The organism is Pseudomonas sp. GXZC (genome assembly GCF_026967615.1).
Lineage (GTDB): Bacteria > Pseudomonadota > Gammaproteobacteria > Pseudomonadales > Pseudomonadaceae > Aquipseudomonas > Aquipseudomonas azotoformans_A.
This window is the reverse complement of sequence record NZ_CP114115.1, coordinates 243,803-260,976: the sequence shown is the minus strand read 5'-3', so window position 1 is coordinate 260,976 and position 17,174 is coordinate 243,803. Positions and strand designations below refer to the sequence as shown.

Sequence of the window (17,174 nt, the reverse complement as noted above, 5' to 3'; positions counted from 1 at the left end):
TCGGGGCATCTCAGTGCCCGGTATTACTTGCCATGCCCCTCAAGCCCAACGACCTCGACCAGATCACCTCCACCACCCTTGGCCACTACAACAAGGTGGCCGAGGACTTCCGTGAAGGCACCCGTGATCACGATGTGAGCCAGAATATCGATGCTTTGCTCAGACATATCCAGGGCACAGGGCCGTTTACCGTGCTGGACTTTGGCTGCGGGCCGGGGCGGGATTTGCAGACGTTTACGCGTATGGGACACATCGCCGTAGGCTTGGATGGCTCGGAGCGGTTTGCGCAGATGGCGCGGGAAGACAGTGGTTGCGAGGTGTTGCAGCAGGACTTCCTTAAGCTGGACCTGCCCGCCGAGCGCTTCGATGGGATTTTTGCCAATGCCGTGCTGTTTCATATTCCCAAGCAGGAACTGCCGCGAGTGCTCAAGCAGTTGCAGGGGACGTTGAAGCCTGGGGGCGTGTTGTTCAGCTCCAATCCCCGGGGTGAGAATCAGGAAGGCTGGAATGGGCCGCGCTATGGGTCTTATCACGACTTGGCGGCGTGGCAAACGTTGCTCACCCACGCAGGCTTTGTGGAATTGGAACACTACTACCGCCCCGCCGGACTGCCGCGTGAGCAGCAGCCTTGGCTGGCCAGCGTGTGGCGCAAACTCTGACGGCTTTTTGTGGCGAGGGAGCTTGCTCCCGCTGGGGCGCGAAGCGGCCCCAAGCTTTGGGGCTGCTACGCAGCCCAACGGGAGCAAGCTCCCTCGCCACAGGTTATTTGACCTGATAAACCTGGGCTTCATCACCCTTCAGTAGCGCCGTCACACTCCGAGCGACATACCCTGCTTTTTCCTCACTGGAAAAATTCGCCACCAACCGCGTCCCATCGGCAAACGTGGTCTCCTGCACCCGCCGATCCGCTGTCAGCCACCGAAAACCGGTCATTTCCTGCATGGCCAAACGCTGGTGCAACGGGCGGAAAAAGGCGTCCTGGCGTTGGATCAATGGCAGTCGCTGCTTCAAGGTCGCAGCACTCAAGTGATACAGCGGCGGTACGTTGTAGAGCAGTTGGGTCAGCTCATATTCAACCTGCACATTGCTCAGCTTCAGGCTGTCGAACAACCAGTGATGAGTCGTGATCACCGAGCCATGGAACACCGCCTGATACAACGGCAGGCGCATCGTCGGTTCGACATACACCGTGCGAAACGGCTCCTTCAATGGCACTGGCTTGAAGAACACCGCCGGCTGCTCCGGTGGGAACCAGTTACCGACGTAATAGGGCGACTGCTTGTCCTTGGTCATCGCGTGATCACCCCAGCCCATCACTGGCGTCTGCATGCCATGGGCAAACAGAATGCCCTGGGCCGTGATGGCGTTGCCGTCTTCAGAACCGGTAGGCAACTTGCGCGCGGTATTGATCCAGCGGGAGGCGTCGATGTTACCTTCGGCGTTTTGCGCCTGGGTCATCGGTGCACTGCCGCGGTAGCTGTCGAACACCATGCTGGTGGCGTAGGCATCCAGGAACCAGGCGTTGAAGCCAGCCTTGGCTTGCACGGCCTGCACCCGCGCTTCCAGCAACGGCCGTACACAGCGCGGGTCGGTGTAGTGCCCGGACTGTTGAAAACCGGTCTTGAGCTTGCCGCCTTTCAATACAATCGCGCAGTTGCGATAGGCATTACTGCCAAGGTGGGCGGTGGTCCAATCGGGGTTTTCCCTGGCGGATAACGCGGTTTCATAGGAGTCGTAGGGCGCCATCAGGAAGCCCGCATCGACCCCTGCGCGAATCGCCTCGGGGTGCCAGAGCCCGCCTTCCCAGCCTTCGCCCAGGGTCAGCAACACACGGGGCAGGCCGGCGTTGCTCAGCGATTGAATCACCGGGTTGCCCCAGGCTGTCGGGTTTTCACTGAGGGCGCCGGCAAAGTCCACGGCCAACTCGCCACGCAATTCACCGTAGCGCGCAGCGAGCCGTGTCATATCAGGCTCTGCTACCTGCCAACTCTGCCGCGCTTTCTTGTTGATCGCCGCGTTCAGCCCTCGTAGCAGCACCGTCTGCTCATAACGATTCAACGCCGTGGTCTGCGCCAGTACCTTGGCAGACTCCTTGTCCAGCAAGCCGTTGAGTTCATGCCCACGCAGGCGCTGGAGCAACAAGGACCAATCCCGCACATCCTCCAACGCCAGCAGGTCATTACCCCACAGGTAGACATGACTGGCGCCCAGCAACTTCTGCGCTTCGGGCGTCTGTCGCAGTTTGTCCGCCAAAGGCTCGTACCGCCCCTGCTCGACCAACCACTGGCGATAGCGCTTGGCGCCGGCCAAGGGATCGCCATCGCCCAGGTGCAACCGCAACGTCATCGGCGCATCAGGGTCGAGCGAGGTGAATTCATGGGCCAAGGACAGGGCCTGGTCCGGTTGCCACCGCAGGCGATTGTTATAGGGATTGGTCAGCAACCAGTTGAGCGTAAACACGCCGTGGTCGACACCCCACAACGGCAGGCTGAGATCCTGGGTGGTGTTGAGGTCGCCTTGCTCCAGCAGAAACGCCTTCCAGATAGCGTTATCGGCGGGTACGTAATGCCCTTCAGCCAAAGGCCACATAAAGCCTTGGCCCAAGGCACTGGCCGGTTGTTGAAGAATGGGGATTTCACCCGGCGCACGCGCACGGATGGACAACGCCAGGTCGCGCTGCTCAAGGGTAGCGCTCACACGGAAGGCGCCATCATCCCATTGCCAATCGGCCTGCTGATCGCTGTGGGCAAGCTGGCTGACGGCACGGGCCGCTACGCCGCTGGAGGCTTGTATCGTCGGTTGCCCGCTGGGGGTCACGCGGATCGCAAGGGTGGCCGGGTCGAGTTCGACCCGCCACAACGCGTTTTCCAGAACGGTGCCGGCAAAAGCCATGGGTGACAGCAACAACGTGCAGATCAACCAACTGTGGCGCAGGAACTGGGGCATGTTCAGCTCTGTTCGTGTTTGGGCTCGCGGATCTTGTACCAAGCCACATACAACGCAGGCAAAAACAAAAGTGTAAGCAAAGTCGCGATGATGATCCCGCCGATCATCGCGTAGGCCATTGGCCCCCAGAACACCTCACGCGCGATGGGGATCATGCCCAGGCTTGCAGCGGCTGCCGTGAGCAGGATCGGCCGGCGCCTATGCTCGGTAGCCTCCACCACCGCATCCCACGGTGAATAACCTGCCACTTCATACTCGTGAATCTGCGTCACCAGAATCACCGAGTTACGGATGATGATGCCGATCAGCGCCAAAATCCCCAGGATCGCCACAAAGCCCATGGGCGTGCCCGTGGGGATCAGCGCCAGCACCACGCCAATCAAACCGAGCGGCGCGACACTCGCCACCAGGAACATCTTCTGCACACTGTGTAGTTGGATCATCAGGAATGTCGCCATGAGGAACAGCATCAACGGCACCACGCTGGCAATCGGGCCCTGGGCCTTGCCGCTTTCCTCCACGGTGCCGCCGGTGGCGACCTTGTAGCCCACCGGCAAGCCGGCGCTGAACTTATCGATCTCCGGCTTGAGCTGTTTCACCAGGTCCGTCGGCTGCATCTCATCACGCACCGACGCCTTGATGGTGATCGTCGGTTTACGGTCGCGGCGCCACACCAGCGGCTGCTCCAACTCGTAGCGCACCGTGGCGAACGCCAGCAGCGGAATCGAGGTGCCGTTGGGTGTGACGATCTGCAGGTTCTGCAAGGTTTCCGGCGTGCCGCGTTCGGCATCTTCGGCGCGGCCGACCACGTTGATCAGGTAGATATCGTCATGCACCTGGGTCACCGAGGCACCGCTGACCACGCTGTTCATCAACTGCGCCACGTCTTCCGACGACAGCCCCAGTTGGCGCGCCTTGTCCTGGGCGATGTCAATGCGCAGCACTTTGCCCGGCTCGTTCCAGTCGTAGATGATCTCGCCCAGGTGGGTGTTCTTGTCGAGCAAGGTCGCCAGTTCGATGGCGTGTTTGCGTACTTGGTCGGTGTCTTTGCCCGACACGCGATACTGAATCGGCCTACCTACCGGCGGGCCCATTTCCAGCGGCTGCACAAAGCTGCCAATGCCGACGAAGTCATCGCGCAGGCGCTTTTGCAGGCGTACGATCAACTCGCCGCGCTCTTCCAGGCCCTTGCTCACGATGACCAACTGCGCGTAGTAGGGATTTTCCAGTTGCTGGTCGAGAGGCAGGTAGAACCGGATCGCGCCCTGGCCAATGTAGGTGCTCCAGCGTGCAATGTCCGGGTCGTCCTTGATGATCGCTTCCAGGCGGTCGACGGCCTTGCGGGTCTCGTTGATCGAGGCGTTTTGCGGCAGGTTCAGGTCAACCAGGATTTCCGGGCGGTCCGATGACGGGAAGAACTGGTTCTGCACAAACTGCATGGAGAACACCGATGCCACAAACAGCGCCACGGTGATGCCAATCGCCCACCAACGGTTACGCATGGCCCAGAGCATGCCGCCATTGAACGCCCGGCCAATTCGCCCCGGCTCGGCATCGTGAGGCTTCACCTTGGCACTCAGGATATGCACGCCGATTACCGGCGCAAACAGCACCGCCACCACCCACGACACCAGCATCGCCACGGCAATCACCGCGAACAGAGTGAAGGTGTACTCGCCCGCTGAACTGGCGTTGAGGCCGATGGGCACAAAACCGGCGACCGTCACCAGCGTACCGGTCAGCATCGGGAACGCCGTGGAGGTGTAGGCGTAGGTCGCTGCCTGCTCCTTGGTTTCGCCTTTCTCCAGGCGCGTGATCATCATTTCGACGGTGATCATGGCGTCGTCCACCAGCAGGCCAAGGGCGATAATCAGCGCGCCCAGCGACACCCGCTGCATGGTGATGCCGCTGTATTCCATAAACACGAACACCAGCGCCAGCACCAACGGGATCGAGCACGCCACCACCAACCCGGCGCGCATACCCAGGCTGATGAAGCTCACCACCAACACGATGATCACCGCTTCGAACAGCGCGCTGGTAAAGCCGCCGACAGCCTCTTCCACCACTTCCGCCTGGTCGGACACCTTGTGCACGCCGACGCCCACCGGCAGGTCGGCGGTCAATTCGTCCATACGTGTGTGCAGGGCCTTGCCGAACGACTGGATATTGCCGCCCTTCTGCATGGCAATCGCCAAGCCGATGGCCGGCTTGCCGTTGAAGCGGAACATCGGCCGCGCCGGGTCCACATAGCCACGACTGATATCGGCAATGTCCGCCAGGCGATAGAAACGGTCATTGAGCCGCAGGTTCACATTGGCCAGGTCTTTCTCCGAGGCGAATTGCCCAGAAGTCCGCACCGAAATCCGCTCCGGCCCGGCCTCGATCACCCCGGCCGGCGTCACCGCGTTCTGCGATTGCAGACTCTGCACCACCTGGCGCTGGTCAATCCCCAGGGCCGCCAGTTTGCGCGTGGAGAAATTCAGGTAAATCACTTCGTCCTGCTGGCCGATCATCTCGACCTTGCCCAGCCCCGGCACCGAACGGATCTCGGCGCGCACCTGCTCCACGTAGTCACGCAGCTGGCGCATCGACAGGCCGTCGCCGGTAAAGGCGTACACCGAGCCGAACACGTCACCGAACTCATCGTTGAACGATGGGCCCTGCAAGCCCTGGGGGAAGGTGCCGCGAATGTCGTCGATCTTCTTGCGGACCTGGTACCAGATCTCCGGGATGGCCTTGGCGCTGGTGGTGTCCTTGAGGAACACGAACACCGTGGACTCGCCTGGCCGCGTGTAGCTTTTCACGTAGTCGAGGGAGTCGAGTTCTTCGAGTTTTTTCTCGATGCGGTCGGTGACCTGCTTGAGGGTTTCTTCCTGGGTCGCGCCTGGCCAGCGGGTCTGGATCACCATGGTCTTGATGGTGAACGAAGGGTCTTCCTCGCGGCCCAGGTTCATGTAGGAAAACACGCCCATCAGCAGCGCGACGAACATCAGGTACCAGACGAAGGACTGATGCTTGAGGGCCCAGTCGGATAAGTTGAAGCTCCCTTTCATCGCGGGCTGTCCTCGTCGATTTTGACTTTTTGCCCAGGCTTCAGGCTGTTCACGCCAGCAGTGACGATACGCTCGCCGGGTTTGACGCCGCCATTGAGCAAGGCGCTGTTGGCGTCACGGCTGATCAGGCTGATGTCGCGCGGTTGCACGGTCTGGCTTTGGGTGTCGAGCAGCCAGATGCGGGTCTTGCCGTCGACCTCCTGCAAAGCACTCAGGGGCACTTCGATGCGTGGCGCAATGGCGGTGCTTAAGGTCACGCTGATCGCTGTGCCGAGGCGGAACGCAGGCGGTGTTTCCGCCAGGGTCAGCCGCGCGCGCCGGGTGCGCGTGGCGCTTTGGGCCTGGGGTTCGATCTCGCGCACGATGGCGGTGGTGTTGAAGCTTGGGTCGAGTTGCCCGGCGACCAGGAACACCACGTCATGGGGCAGGCGCTCGGCCAGGCCGGCGGGCAGGTCGATTACCGCTTCCTTGATATCCGGGCGGGCCAGGGTCACCACCTGCTGACCGGCACTGACCACCTGGCCGGCTTCGGCGTTCCACGCGGTGACAATACCTGCGTGGTCGGTGCGCAGTTCGGCGTAGTTGAGTTGGTCCTTGGCTTGGTTGACCGAGGCTTGCGCCTGGTCGAGAGAGGCCTGGGTGGTTTTCAGGTCGGTTTGGGCAATATCCAACTGGGCCTGCGCGCCGACGCCACGGTTGAACAATTCCTGCTGACGGCGGGCATTGGCCTGGGCGTTGATGAATTGCGCCTGCACGCGAGCCAGGTCGCCCTGGGCGGCGCGCAATTGGTTCTGTTGGTCGGTGGGGTCGAGGACGGCAAGCAAGGCGCCCTTCTCCACCTCGGCGCCCACGTCCACGGCGCGGCGGGCAATGCGGCCGGGCACGCGGAAGCCCAGGTTGCTTTCATAACGGGCCTGGATGGTGCCGGCAAAACGGCCGAGGTTTTCCTGGTCCTCGGCTTTCACTTCCATCGACAGCACTGGCCGCACGGGCTCGGGTGGCGGTTCTTCCTTGGAGCAGGCCACCAGCAACAGGCTGGCGGCGAGTAACACCGTCAGGCGCTTCATGGCTGGGCTCCTTGCTGGGCGATCTCGACAATCATGCCGGGGTGCAGCAATTGCCCGCCGGCCACCACGACTTTTTCGCCGCCCTTGAGGCCATCGCCAATGATGACTTTGCCGGTGAGGTAACGTGCCACAGTGACTTTGTGCAGTTGCGCCTTGCCGTTGCCGTCAATCAGCCACACGGCGGGTTCGCTGAGGTCCTTGGTCAGCGCGGCCCAAGGCAATTCGATGCTGGCCTTGGCCGGGCCATTGGCGGTGGCGCTGACCACCGAGCCCAATTCCATGCCTTTGGGCAACGCTTGCAGGGCGATTTTCACCTGCACGGTGCCGGTATTGGCGGCCACGGCGGGCGTGACTTCACGCACCTTGCCCACCGCCTTGATGCTCGGGTTATCCAAGAGGCTGACGGTAATCGGCGCCTCTGGCGGCGGCTCCACCAGCAGGGATTCATAGACGTTGAATACCGCATCGCGCTCGCCATCCCGGGCCAGGCTGAAAATCGGCACGGTGGCCTGCACCACCTGGCCGACTTCGGCCTGTCGCGCAGTGATCACGCCGGGGGCTTCGGCGATGAGCGAGGTGTAGCCGAGCTGTTCGCGGGCGTTGGCCAGCTGGGCCTGAGCGGCGGCCAAGGCGCTTTGGCTGCTGCGCAACGCGGCCTGGGCGGAGTCGTATTCGCTGCGGCTGGTGTAGCCCTTGGGCAGGAGCTTTTCCTGGCGCACGAAGGCGGCGGCCGTCTGTTTGACCCGCGCTTGCTCGGCCACGACCTGGGCCTGGGCGGAATCGACGTTGGTCTGCAAGTCCTTGGGATCGAGCTTGGCCAGCACTTGCTTGGCGCTCACCCGATCACCGACGTCAACCATGCGCTGGATGATCTTGCCGCCCACGCGGAAGGACAGGTCGGTTTGCACACGGGCCTGGATATCGCCCGTCAACGTGACCGCTGCGGCAAAGTCCGCCGGCTGTACAGTCTGCACAAATACCCGCGAATGCTGCTTGGGCTCAGCCTTTTCCTCGCCACAGCCGCTTAACAGCGCCAGTAGGCCAAGTCCGAAAATAAAGGTGCAAATGCGACCGCCCATGCAGGCTCCTTGTGCGTGATGCCGACGTGCCAGTGTGTATGCGACTGTGAGCTTAGTTCAGGGTTCCTTATCTGCATGGAGGCTCCCATACTCCAATGGTTCCCACGCCGACTGAATGCCCATGCTCAAGACCGGCCAGCCTGCTGGTGCATCGCTCGTGCCCCAGCGACGGGCGCAACTGGGATGTACTGGCCCAGCACACGCCCAACTACCACAGCCTGTTCGATCAGGTTGGCAGCCAACCATGATGGTACTGAACGAACCGGAAACCACTTTGCATCCAGACCTGCTGCCGGCGTAGCAACAAGCCAGGGGTGCAATTCGATTGTGTTGGAGAGGTGTTGGGGGAGACCCGAATCGTCGGGCAGGGGATTCTGGATGCGCCGGCTTGGCATTGGCCGGAATAGGCGGTGTCCTTCAGGGCCTCATCGCGGGCAAGCCCGGCTCCCACAGTTTTGATGTGTGAATACATTTCAAATGTGGGAGCTGGCTTGCCTGCGATAGCGGTAGATCATTCACCAAACAAGCCAGGGATCAGCCCTGCCACTTCCCGCCTTCAACAATCACACTCTCAGGCTTGGTGTCATCGCTCAGCTCTTTACGCACATATTGGTCGTACAGCTTGAGCAGGAATTTCTCCTCGCCCAACTTGGCCAGTTCGGCATTCACCCAGTCACGCAATTCGATGTTGCCCTTCTTCACGGCCGGTGCAATCGGCGCTTCATCACCCAGTTTTTCTTCCAGCACACGGTAGCCCGGGTTCTGCTTGGCCCAGCTGAACAGCACCAGGTTGTCCTGGGCGTAGGCATCCCCACGGCCGGCGGACAACGCCTGCAGCGACTCGGAGTTTTTCTCGAACTTGAGCAGTTTCCAGTCCGGGTGGTTTTTGGTCAGCCAGATATCGGCGGTGGTGCCGGTGGTGACGATGGTGGTGCGGGTAGCCAGGTCATTCAGGCTTTTTACGGCGCTGTCGTTCGGCACCAGGGCCTGCACCGCGACTTTCAGGTTGGGGTTGGTGAAGTCCACCGCTTCCTTGCGTTCCGGGGTCACGGTCATGTTGGCGAGGATCAGGTCGACCTTGTCGCTTTGCAGGAACGGAATGCGGCTGGCGGGCTCAACAGCAACGAACTCGACTTTGTTTTCATCGCCCAGCAGGTCTTTGGCGAATTGGCGGCCGATATCGGTATCGAAACCGACATAGCGGCCGGCTTCGTTGACGAAACCAAACGGCGGTTTGTCGGTGAATACGCCGACGATCAGCTTGTCGCGGGCCTTGATCTTGTCGATGTAACTGACAGCGGCAGGTTTTACAGGCTCTTCGGCCTTTTTATCGCAGCCGACCAGTAAAGCGACGGCAAACAGTGGCAGCAGTAACTTTTTCATATCAGCGCAAGTTCCTTAGGTTTTTTGGGCAGTGTTGAAACAAAGGAGAACTTCTCCAGGAACTGCTGCGCGCGTGCGGTTTGCGGGTTCGTAAAGAATGCCTCGGGGGTGTTCTGTTCAAGGATGCGACCGGCTTCCATAAACACCACGCGGTCGGCGACGGCGCGGGCGAAGGCCATTTCGTGGGTAACGATCAGCAGGGTCATGCCATCGCGGGCCAGGCCCTGGATCACTTCCAGCACTTCCTTGACCATTTCCGGGTCGAGGGCGGCGGTGACCTCATCAAAGAGCATGACCTGAGGGTTCATGCACAGTGAACGGACGATGGCGATGCGTTGCTGCTGGCCGCCGGAGAGCTGGCGCGGGAAGGCGTCGCGCTTGTCGGCCAGGCCCACGCGTTCCAGCAGTTTCTCGGCCTGTTCGCGGGCTTCGCGCGGGTCGCGCTTTTGCACTTTCAACGGGCCGAGCAGGATGTTGTCGAGCACGCTCATGTGCGGGAACAGGTGGTAGCTCTGGAACACCATGCCGATGTCCTGGCGCACTTGGCGCCAGTCGGTTTGCTTGCCCAGCAGCTCGTTGCCGGCAAACCGCAGGCTGCCGCTGTGGGCCACTTCCAGGCCGTTGAGGCAACGCAGCAAGGTGCTTTTGCCGCAACCGCTGGGGCCGAGGATCACCACCACTTCGCCGCTTTGCACGCTCAAGTCGATGCCCTTGAGCACCTGCGCCTCGCCGAAGAATTTGTTGAAACTCTGGAACTCGATCAATGCGCTCATGCTTGGGCCCAGCGCCGTTCCAGCACCTTGGAGGCGGCCGACAACGGGTAGCAGATAAAGAAGAAAAACAGGAACAGCACGCCGTAGATCAATACCGACTCATAGGTGCGTTCGATGATTTGCTGGCCAACCTTGATCACGTCGACCACGCCGATCAGCACCGCCAGGGAACTGGTCTTGATGATGCGCGTGTAGACGTTGATGGTCGGCGGCGTCATGCGTTTCAGGGCCTGGGGCAGCAACACATAGCCGTAGAGTTGCGGGTCCGAGAGGCCAATCGACAACCCCGCTTCACGTTGCCCGCGCGGCAGCGAATGCAAGGCGCCACGCACCACTTCGCCGACTTCACTGGCGCCCCACAGCGACAGCACCAGCACAGCGCACCAGAAGCTTGGAATGCTCAGGCCGAAGAAAATCGGCAGGCCGAAAAACAGCAGGTACAGCCACACCAGCACCGGGATCGCGCGGAACAGCTCCAGGTACACCCGCAGCACCGCGTTGATCAGCCGGTTGTTCAAGGTGCGCAACACGCCGTACAGCACGCCGCCGACAGTGCTGAAGGCGATGCTCAAGAATGAAATCGACAAGGTTTGCGCAGCGCCCTTGCCCAATTGCGGCAACGACACCCACAACAACTCAAGACCCGAACTGGCCATGCTGGAGCCTCCTTTCCAGGCGGCTGAGCAACAGCGACAGCGGCAAGAACAGCAACACGCAGATCAGCGTCAGCACGGCGAGCATTTCGTAGGTTTTGTAGTAGAGGGCGATGTAGCTCTTGGTGGTGTAGAGAATCTCCGGCACCGCCACGGCGGAGATCACGGTGGTCTCCTTGAGCAGGAAGATGAAATTGGCAAACAACGCCGGCAGGCTGAGGATACCGGCCTGAGGCAGGATCACATGGCGCAGCAGTTGCCAGTCGGACAGGCCGATGGACTTGCCCGACTCGATCTGTGCCAGCGGCACCGCTTCCACGCCCGCACGCAGTACCTCGGTGAGGTAGGCGCCGCCGAGGAAAGTCATGGTGATGATCGCCGCCCAGAACCCGGAAATATTGAAACCCAGGGCCGGCAGTGCGAAGTACACGAAGAACAGTTGGATCAGCAGCGGCGTATTACGCGCCAGCTCCACATAAAGCGCCACCAGGCGCGACAGGTACGGCGTGCGAAACACCAGCAGCGCCGCATTGATCAGCGCCACCAGCAACGAGGTGGCAATGGCGATCAGGCCCACTTGCAGCGTCACACCCACGGCTTTCAGAAAAGCCGGGAGCGTGCTGAGGATAAAAGCGAAATCGAAGGTCATTTCCAGTCCATGACGCCGCAAGGGTAATGCAGCGGGCGCAATCCGATCCGGCGTGGGTAACGCCGGGTAGCGCGAACTTTAAAGGTATAAAAAAGAAAATTTAAATACCCAAATAGCATATTGATATCACCCAAAAAGATAACTGCCGGATTCGCGGGTTTGCCGGGTGGCAGCTATGGTTGGGGGGTCTGAGATTCGAGGGATTGAACCATGCAGGAAGTGAAACCGATGGATCCGCAGGAGTTGGTGAAGTGGTTGATGGCGCTGCGCAGGGCGATTAATAGCACGTCATAAAAAAACGCCGACGCTGTAACAGCCGTCGGCGTTCAAACCTTGAAGGGGGTTTTGAGTTACATCAGAACGCAGGCACGACCGCGCCGTTGTACTTCTTCTCGATGAAGGCTTTGACTTCCGGGCTGGTCAGGGCCTTGGACAGTTTCTGGATCGCGTCGCTGTCCTTGTTGTCCGGGCGAGCCACCAGGAAGTTCACGTACGGCGACTTGGCGTCTTCGATGATCAGCGCGTCTTTGGCTGGGTTCAGGCCAGCTTCCAGCGCGTAGTTGGTGTTGATCAGGTCCAGGTCAACCTGGTCCAGCACGCGTGGCAGCAGGGCCGACTCCAGCTCTTTGAATTTCAGGTTCTTCGGGTTGCTGGCGATGTCTTTCGGCGTGGCCAGGGCATTGGTCGGGTCTTTCAGGGTGATCACGCCAGCTTTCTGCAGCAGCAACAGGGCACGGCCGCTGTTGGAGCCTTCGTTCGGGATGGCCACAGTGGCGCCATCTTTGAGCTCAGAAATGTTCTTGATCTTTTTCGAGTAGCCGCCGAACGGTTCAACATGCACGCCGACCACGGTCACCAGGTTGGTGCCCTTGCCCTTGTTGAAGTTTTCCAGGTACGGCAGGGTCTGGAAGTAGTTGGCGTCCAGGCGCTTCTCAGCCACCTGCACGTTGGGCTGCACGTAGTCGGTGAAGACTTTGATCTGCAGGTCCACGCCTTCTTTGGCCAGGGTCGGCTTGATCAGCTCGAGGATCTCGGCGTGGGGGATCGGGGTGGCGGCAACGACCAGTTTTTCGTTGGCTTGAGCGAAGCTTGCAGTCAGGGCAGCCGCCAGTGCGGTAAACAACAGAACCTTTTTCATGCAGTGTCCTTATCGGAATTCCGGGGCGTCTCTGACGACCATTTTTATGAGGTGTGCCAGCGAAATGCTATCGCGGCGTGGAAGGGACAATACCTAGATTTTTTATTCCCGAACAATATCTTTTATTCACGTTGATATTCCATTTTGTTCATGTAGGAATTTACGCAGGGTTTCCTGCTCGGCGGGGCTGGCACTCTGGAAAATGCGCTGCACTTGTTCCAACGGCGAACCTGCGACCGGCAGGTTCAGATGCTCGGGCAGTATCTCGTCGCCGCTGCTCACCAGCAAAGCGAAGTGAATGACGTTTTCCAACTCGCGGGTATTGCCCGGCCAGCTGTGGAGTTCCAGCACGCGCTGGGCGGCGTCACTGATCAGCGGCACCGGCAGATCCAGACGCTGGCTGTAGATACCCAGGAAGTACTCGGCCAAGGACAGAATGTCACCCACGCGCTCGCGCAGTGCGGGCAAGTCCAGCCGCCCTTCGCTCAAGTAATGGAACAAGCGCTCATGGAACTTGCCGGCGGCCACAGCCTGGGCCAGGTCGATGCTGGTGGCTGCGACCAGGCGCACATCCACCGGGCTGGGCTGATGGGCACCGACGCGGGTGACTTCGTGGTTTTCCAGCGCGGCCAGCAGTTTTACCTGGATCGGCAGCGGCAAATCGCCGATCTCATCCAGGTACAACGTGCCGCCATTCGCCGAACCGAACCAACCGGCCCGGCTGCTGGCGGCGCCACTGTGGCTGCCGGCGGCGTAGCCGAACAATTCGGCATCGGCGTAGGTCGGGCTGATCGCGCCGCAATTGACCGAGACAAACAAACCGGTACGGTCGCTGCCACGGTGAATGTGGCGCGCCAGCAGCTCTTTACCACTGCCGGTCTCGCCGCGAATCAATACAGGCAAGGCGCGTGGTGCGAGGCTTTCGAGGTCTTCGCGCAATTGGCGCGAACGGGAGTCGACAAACACCAGCGCCTTGGCGCGAATGCTCAACGGGCTTTTTTCGGCGTCGGGGAAGGTCAGCAACGGCTGGCCGTAGGTTTCATGCAGACTCATGGCAGGCTCCCGCCCCCAATCCTTTTAAGGGACGGGGCGTTGAAAAATGTTCAGGCAGTGCGCCGGGCGTGATGCTCAAGGCGGCTTTGCAGGCGGTACAGGTAAGCAAACCCCTGCTCCCAGCGTTGGTGACCGGACTTCACATTGATATGCCCGGCGCCGGACAGAATCCCGGCTTCGGCGCCCCAGTGACGGGCCAGCTCAAGGGCCCGAGGCGCGCTGACGGCACTGTCGTTGTCGGAGCTGACCACCTGGCTCGGAAACGGCAGCAGGTCGGTGGGGATGGGCGCGAAATTACGCAAGGCGGGAGCACAGGCAGGACGCTCAACATCGGCCGGTGCCACCAGCAAGGCGCCGCGTACCTGGCGCAGGCACTGCACCGGCGCTGTGGCCGCCCAATGCGCCACGGTGATGCAGCCCAGGCTATGGGCGATCAAGATCACCGGCGTGCTGTCGGCCGCGATGGCCTCGGCCAGCGCGGCGACCCAGTCTTCGCGACGGGGCGTCAGCCAGTCATCTTGCTCCACACGGGCGCTGTTGGGCAGGCTGTTCTGCCAGTGACTTTGCCAATGATCTTCTGGCGATCCTTGCCAGCCCGGCACGATCAGGTAACGAATCGACTCGCTGTGCATGGGTGTGCCCTCCTGCAGCGTTTAACGTTGCTGAACAGTATAGGGACGGGGGTTATATTCGTTAAGGAATAAGAAGCTATTTATTAATAACCAAAATCACAAAAGGATTTTACGCAAAAAAAAGGCCGCACCCTGCCAAGGAGACGGCCAAAAAATTGTCGAGGCTTTTGCAATTAACGGGCGGTAATCACCGACAGCTTGGTAATCCCCGCGCGCTCGATAGACGCCATGGCCCGCGCCACTTCGCCGTAGTTCACACCATCGTCAGCCTGCAGTTGCACCCGCACATCGGGATCCTTGGCCTTGGCCGCCTGCAGGTTGAATTCCAGCAGGTCCGGCTGGATTTCGTCCTTGTTGATAAACAGTTTGCCGGCGCCGTCGATACTCACCACCAGCGGATCCTTCTGCTCCACCGGGGCGACGGCCTCGGTCTTGGGCAGGTTGATCGGGATCGCGTTGGTCAAGAGCGGCGCGGTGACGATAAACACCACCAGCAGCACCAGCATCACGTCCACCAACGGCGTCACGTTGATCTCGCTCAGCACCTCATCGCTGTCTTGCGTGGAGAAGGCCATCTCAGGACGCCTCCTTCACTTTCTGCGGGTTGCCAGCAGTGGTTTTGTTCAGGGCCGGGTGCAGCAGCACGCGGAAGGAGTTCTTCTGGGCCAGGCTGTAAAAGTCGTGGGCGAAGTCGTCCAGGTCGGCAGCGGTCAGCTTCAGGCGACGCAGGAAATAGTTATAGACCAGCACCGCCGGCACCGCGACGGCGATACCCACACCGGTCGCGACCAGTGCCGCACCGATCGGGCCGGCCACGGTTTCGAGACTGGCGGAGCCCGCAGCGCTGATGCCCTTGAGCGCTTCCATGATGCCCCACACGGTGCCGAACAGGCCGATGAACGGCGAGGTGCTACCGATACTGGCGACCACGGCCAGACCGGTTTCCAGGGAGCGGCGTTCACGCACGATCTGCTGGCGCAAGGCGCGTTCGAGGCGGTCCTGGTGGTTGATCGCCTGGCTCAGGTCGGCCGCGTGCGGGGCTTCGCCCACCTGGATCGCGGCGTAACCGGCCTGGGCCACGCGGGCTGCGGCACCCGGCTGGGTTTCAGCCAGCTCGGCGGCTGAGTCGAGACTCGACGCCGCCCAGAACTGTTTGTGGAACTTGCGATCCTGCGCCTTGAGGCGACCGAACTGCACGCCCTTGAGCAGGGCCAGGCCCCAGGTAGCGACCGAAAAAACCACCAGCAGCCAGATCACCGCGCTTTCGATGGATTCAAGTGGAGATGCTAATGCCATGATGTTTTCCCTCTGTGCAGGTCGCGGCGTGTGCAACACACCGCAGCCGAATAGTTAGTGAATCTTGAAATCGATCGGTACGCTGACCCAGCCGTTCTGGGCCACATCGCCCTGCTTGGCCGGTACAAAACTCCAGCGCTTCACCGCTGCCAGGGCGGCGTCGTCGAGTTGCTGGCGACCGCTGCTTTTCTGGATCTGGATCTCACCCGGCTTGCCACTGGCCAGTACCTGCACCCTGAGCAGCACCGTGCCTTCCCAACCGCGCCGCTGCGCCAGTGACGGGTATTCCGGCGCCGGGTTCTTCAGGTACGCGGCGTTGGCCGAAGCGGGTGTTACCGGGGCCGGTGCCGGTGGTGCTGGAGGCGCAGGTGGTGCCGGTGTCGGTGGCGCGGGCGGCTGCTCGACCGGCTTCGGTGCGGGCTTGGGCTCAGGCTTTGGAACCGGCTGTAAGCGCGCGTCGGATTTGGCACCACTTGACGCATGTTTTGGCACCATCGTTGGTCAGCGCACTCGACAAATTTCGCGAATTGTTTGGCACTCAGGCCAGGGGAGAATCACACCCAATATCGGATGTCAGTAACCAGGCGCCTTCCCCAGTGCCCGCCAATGAACCGTAGCTCCAAAATTCACCGTGTCGTTGAACAGTCGGAACTGGGTATTACTAATGGCGTAAGCACCCGCCGAGTTGCCATCACCGTCGGTGGAGTTAGGGGTGATTTTGTTGCCGAAACAGTTGTAGACCTCGCCAAATGGGGTTGGAAAATCCATAGGGCCGCTCACGCCATCCGCGCCTACACCCCCTTGCCCCCATTGCTCCAAGAGCCCCGTGGCGTGGTCCAATCGCCATCCATTGACGGCCATTAAGGCTGTGTTTTTATCTTGCTTATGAGATAGAAGCTCGTCGACCTGCGTCTCCGTATAGGCATCCTCAATGCCATAACCCGCAAGACTGACTGCTTTCGCCGCCTTCGTTGCGAGGATGTTCGTCATCGTTGTAGCGAAGTGCGGATCGTCCCCCAGCGCAGTCGCGATTTCCCTCAGCGTATCCAAAGTGCCTGGAGACGAGTCAACCAGCGCTGCAATTGCAGCCTGGACAAACGCCGCATTCGCGATCTGCTTGGTGTTAGCCCCAACAGGTGGAGTCGGCGCTTCGGGTGTCCCAGTCAATTTAGGCGAGTTGACTGGGGCTTTGAGCAAAAGCAGCTCGTCCGTTTCCGGCTTGGTGTAGTAGTTCAAAATGAGCTTGCGGACTGCCTTAAGCAGCTGCGTGTTGTCCTCGACATTGAGTGACGGCAGGTAAGCCAAAATGAAACTGCAGAGTTCTTCCTGGATCAGGTTTAGCCATTCAGCCTTTACAGGCGTAGGAGGAACGCCACCCGCTTGGGTGCCATAGCGGAATTGGCCGCTCGGGGTACACAGATCGGTAAAGGCTGAGATGCGTTCCATTAT

The 17,174-nt window shown here is 60.7% G+C and carries 15 protein-coding genes and 2 pseudogenes; 2 read left to right on the top strand and 15 right to left on the bottom strand.

The features are described 5' to 3' along the window. The first annotated feature begins 32 nt into the window (after positions 1 to 32). Positions 33 to 659, top strand: coding sequence for a class I SAM-dependent methyltransferase (locus tag OZ428_RS01285; protein WP_269132520.1), 627 nt, complete (start codon positions 33 to 35; stop codon positions 657 to 659). 103 nt (positions 660 to 762) lie between these two features. On the opposite strand, the gene OZ428_RS01280 is transcribed toward OZ428_RS01285, so the two are convergent. The 4 genes from OZ428_RS01280 to OZ428_RS01265 are packed head-to-tail and all read right to left on the bottom strand — an operon-like array spanning position 763 to position 8,148. After that, a complete protein-coding gene (locus OZ428_RS01280) occupies positions 763 to 2,946 on the bottom strand; it encodes a glycoside hydrolase (protein ID WP_269132519.1) in 2,184 nt (727 codons plus the stop codon). Positions 2,947 to 2,948: 2 nt separating this feature from the next. Further along, a complete protein-coding gene (locus OZ428_RS01275; protein ID WP_269132518.1) occupies positions 2,949 to 6,002 on the bottom strand; it encodes an efflux RND transporter permease subunit in 3,054 nt (1,017 codons plus the stop codon). After that, positions 5,999 to 7,069, bottom strand: a complete 1,071-nt coding sequence (locus OZ428_RS01270) for an efflux RND transporter periplasmic adaptor subunit (RefSeq protein WP_269132517.1) — start codon at positions 7,067 to 7,069, stop codon at positions 5,999 to 6,001. Before OZ428_RS01270 ends, OZ428_RS01275 begins: the two co-directional genes overlap by 4 nt. Beyond that, the gene (locus OZ428_RS01265; protein WP_133076557.1) at positions 7,066 to 8,148 is read right to left on the bottom strand and encodes an efflux RND transporter periplasmic adaptor subunit; all 1,083 of its coding nucleotides are present in this window, start codon (positions 8,146 to 8,148) and stop codon (positions 7,066 to 7,068) included. The genes OZ428_RS01270 and OZ428_RS01265 overlap by 4 nt, the downstream gene beginning before the upstream one ends. Positions 8,149 to 8,386: 238 nt before the next feature. On the opposite strand from OZ428_RS01265, the pseudogene OZ428_RS01260 reads away from it, so the two are divergent. Beyond that, positions 8,387 to 8,555, top strand: a pseudogene (locus OZ428_RS01260) (AAA family ATPase); the annotation flags it as partial. 127 nt (positions 8,556 to 8,682) lie between these two features. Here OZ428_RS01260 and OZ428_RS01255 read toward each other — a convergent pair. The 11 genes and pseudogenes from OZ428_RS01255 to OZ428_RS01205 all read right to left on the bottom strand — a co-directional run bounded on the left by OZ428_RS01255 (position 8,683) and on the right by OZ428_RS01205 (position 17,171). Continuing rightward, on the bottom strand, positions 8,683 to 9,531 hold the full coding sequence (locus OZ428_RS01255) for a transporter substrate-binding domain-containing protein (protein WP_033898850.1): 849 nt from the start codon (positions 9,529 to 9,531) through the stop codon (positions 8,683 to 8,685). After that, a complete protein-coding gene (locus OZ428_RS01250; protein ID WP_133076559.1) occupies positions 9,528 to 10,304 on the bottom strand; it encodes an amino acid ABC transporter ATP-binding protein in 777 nt (258 codons plus the stop codon). Before OZ428_RS01250 ends, OZ428_RS01255 begins: the two co-directional genes overlap by 4 nt. Next, positions 10,301 to 10,960 carry an amino acid ABC transporter permease gene (locus OZ428_RS01245; protein WP_033898855.1) on the bottom strand — a complete coding sequence of 220 codons (660 nt, stop codon included), beginning with the start codon at positions 10,958 to 10,960 and terminating at the stop codon, positions 10,301 to 10,303. The genes OZ428_RS01250 and OZ428_RS01245 overlap by 4 nt, the downstream gene beginning before the upstream one ends. Continuing rightward, the gene (locus OZ428_RS01240) at positions 10,941 to 11,606 is read right to left on the bottom strand and encodes an amino acid ABC transporter permease (RefSeq protein WP_133076560.1); all 666 of its coding nucleotides are present in this window, start codon (positions 11,604 to 11,606) and stop codon (positions 10,941 to 10,943) included. The genes OZ428_RS01245 and OZ428_RS01240 overlap by 20 nt, the downstream gene beginning before the upstream one ends. A gap of 355 nt (positions 11,607 to 11,961) precedes the next feature. After that, complete coding sequence (locus tag OZ428_RS01235; protein ID WP_133076561.1) at positions 11,962 to 12,744, bottom strand: MetQ/NlpA family ABC transporter substrate-binding protein; 783 nt, start codon at positions 12,742 to 12,744, stop codon at positions 11,962 to 11,964. A gap of 126 nt (positions 12,745 to 12,870) precedes the next feature. Beyond that, on the bottom strand, positions 12,871 to 13,797 hold the full coding sequence (locus OZ428_RS01230) for a sigma 54-interacting transcriptional regulator (RefSeq protein ID WP_269132516.1): 927 nt from the start codon (positions 13,795 to 13,797) through the stop codon (positions 12,871 to 12,873). A 50-nt stretch (positions 13,798 to 13,847) separates the two neighbouring features. Next, positions 13,848 to 14,429, bottom strand: a complete 582-nt coding sequence (locus OZ428_RS01225; protein WP_269132515.1) for an alpha/beta hydrolase — start codon at positions 14,427 to 14,429, stop codon at positions 13,848 to 13,850. Between the two features lie 173 nt (positions 14,430 to 14,602). Next, positions 14,603 to 15,004, bottom strand: a complete 402-nt coding sequence (locus OZ428_RS01220) for an ExbD/TolR family protein (RefSeq protein WP_010565408.1) — start codon at positions 15,002 to 15,004, stop codon at positions 14,603 to 14,605. Between the two features lies 1 nt (position 15,005). Beyond that, positions 15,006 to 15,725 (bottom strand): MotA/TolQ/ExbB proton channel family protein, encoded by a 720-nt coding sequence (locus OZ428_RS01215; RefSeq protein ID WP_178950429.1) that lies wholly within the window; start codon positions 15,723 to 15,725, stop codon positions 15,006 to 15,008. A gap of 54 nt (positions 15,726 to 15,779) precedes the next feature. After that, positions 15,780 to 16,172: pseudogene (locus tag OZ428_RS01210) on the bottom strand (energy transducer TonB); the annotation flags it as partial. Positions 16,173 to 16,298: 126 nt separating this feature from the next. Next, a complete protein-coding gene (locus tag OZ428_RS01205; protein ID WP_269132514.1) occupies positions 16,299 to 17,171 on the bottom strand; it encodes a gp53-like domain-containing protein in 873 nt (290 codons plus the stop codon). Positions 17,172 to 17,174 lie beyond the last annotated feature (3 nt).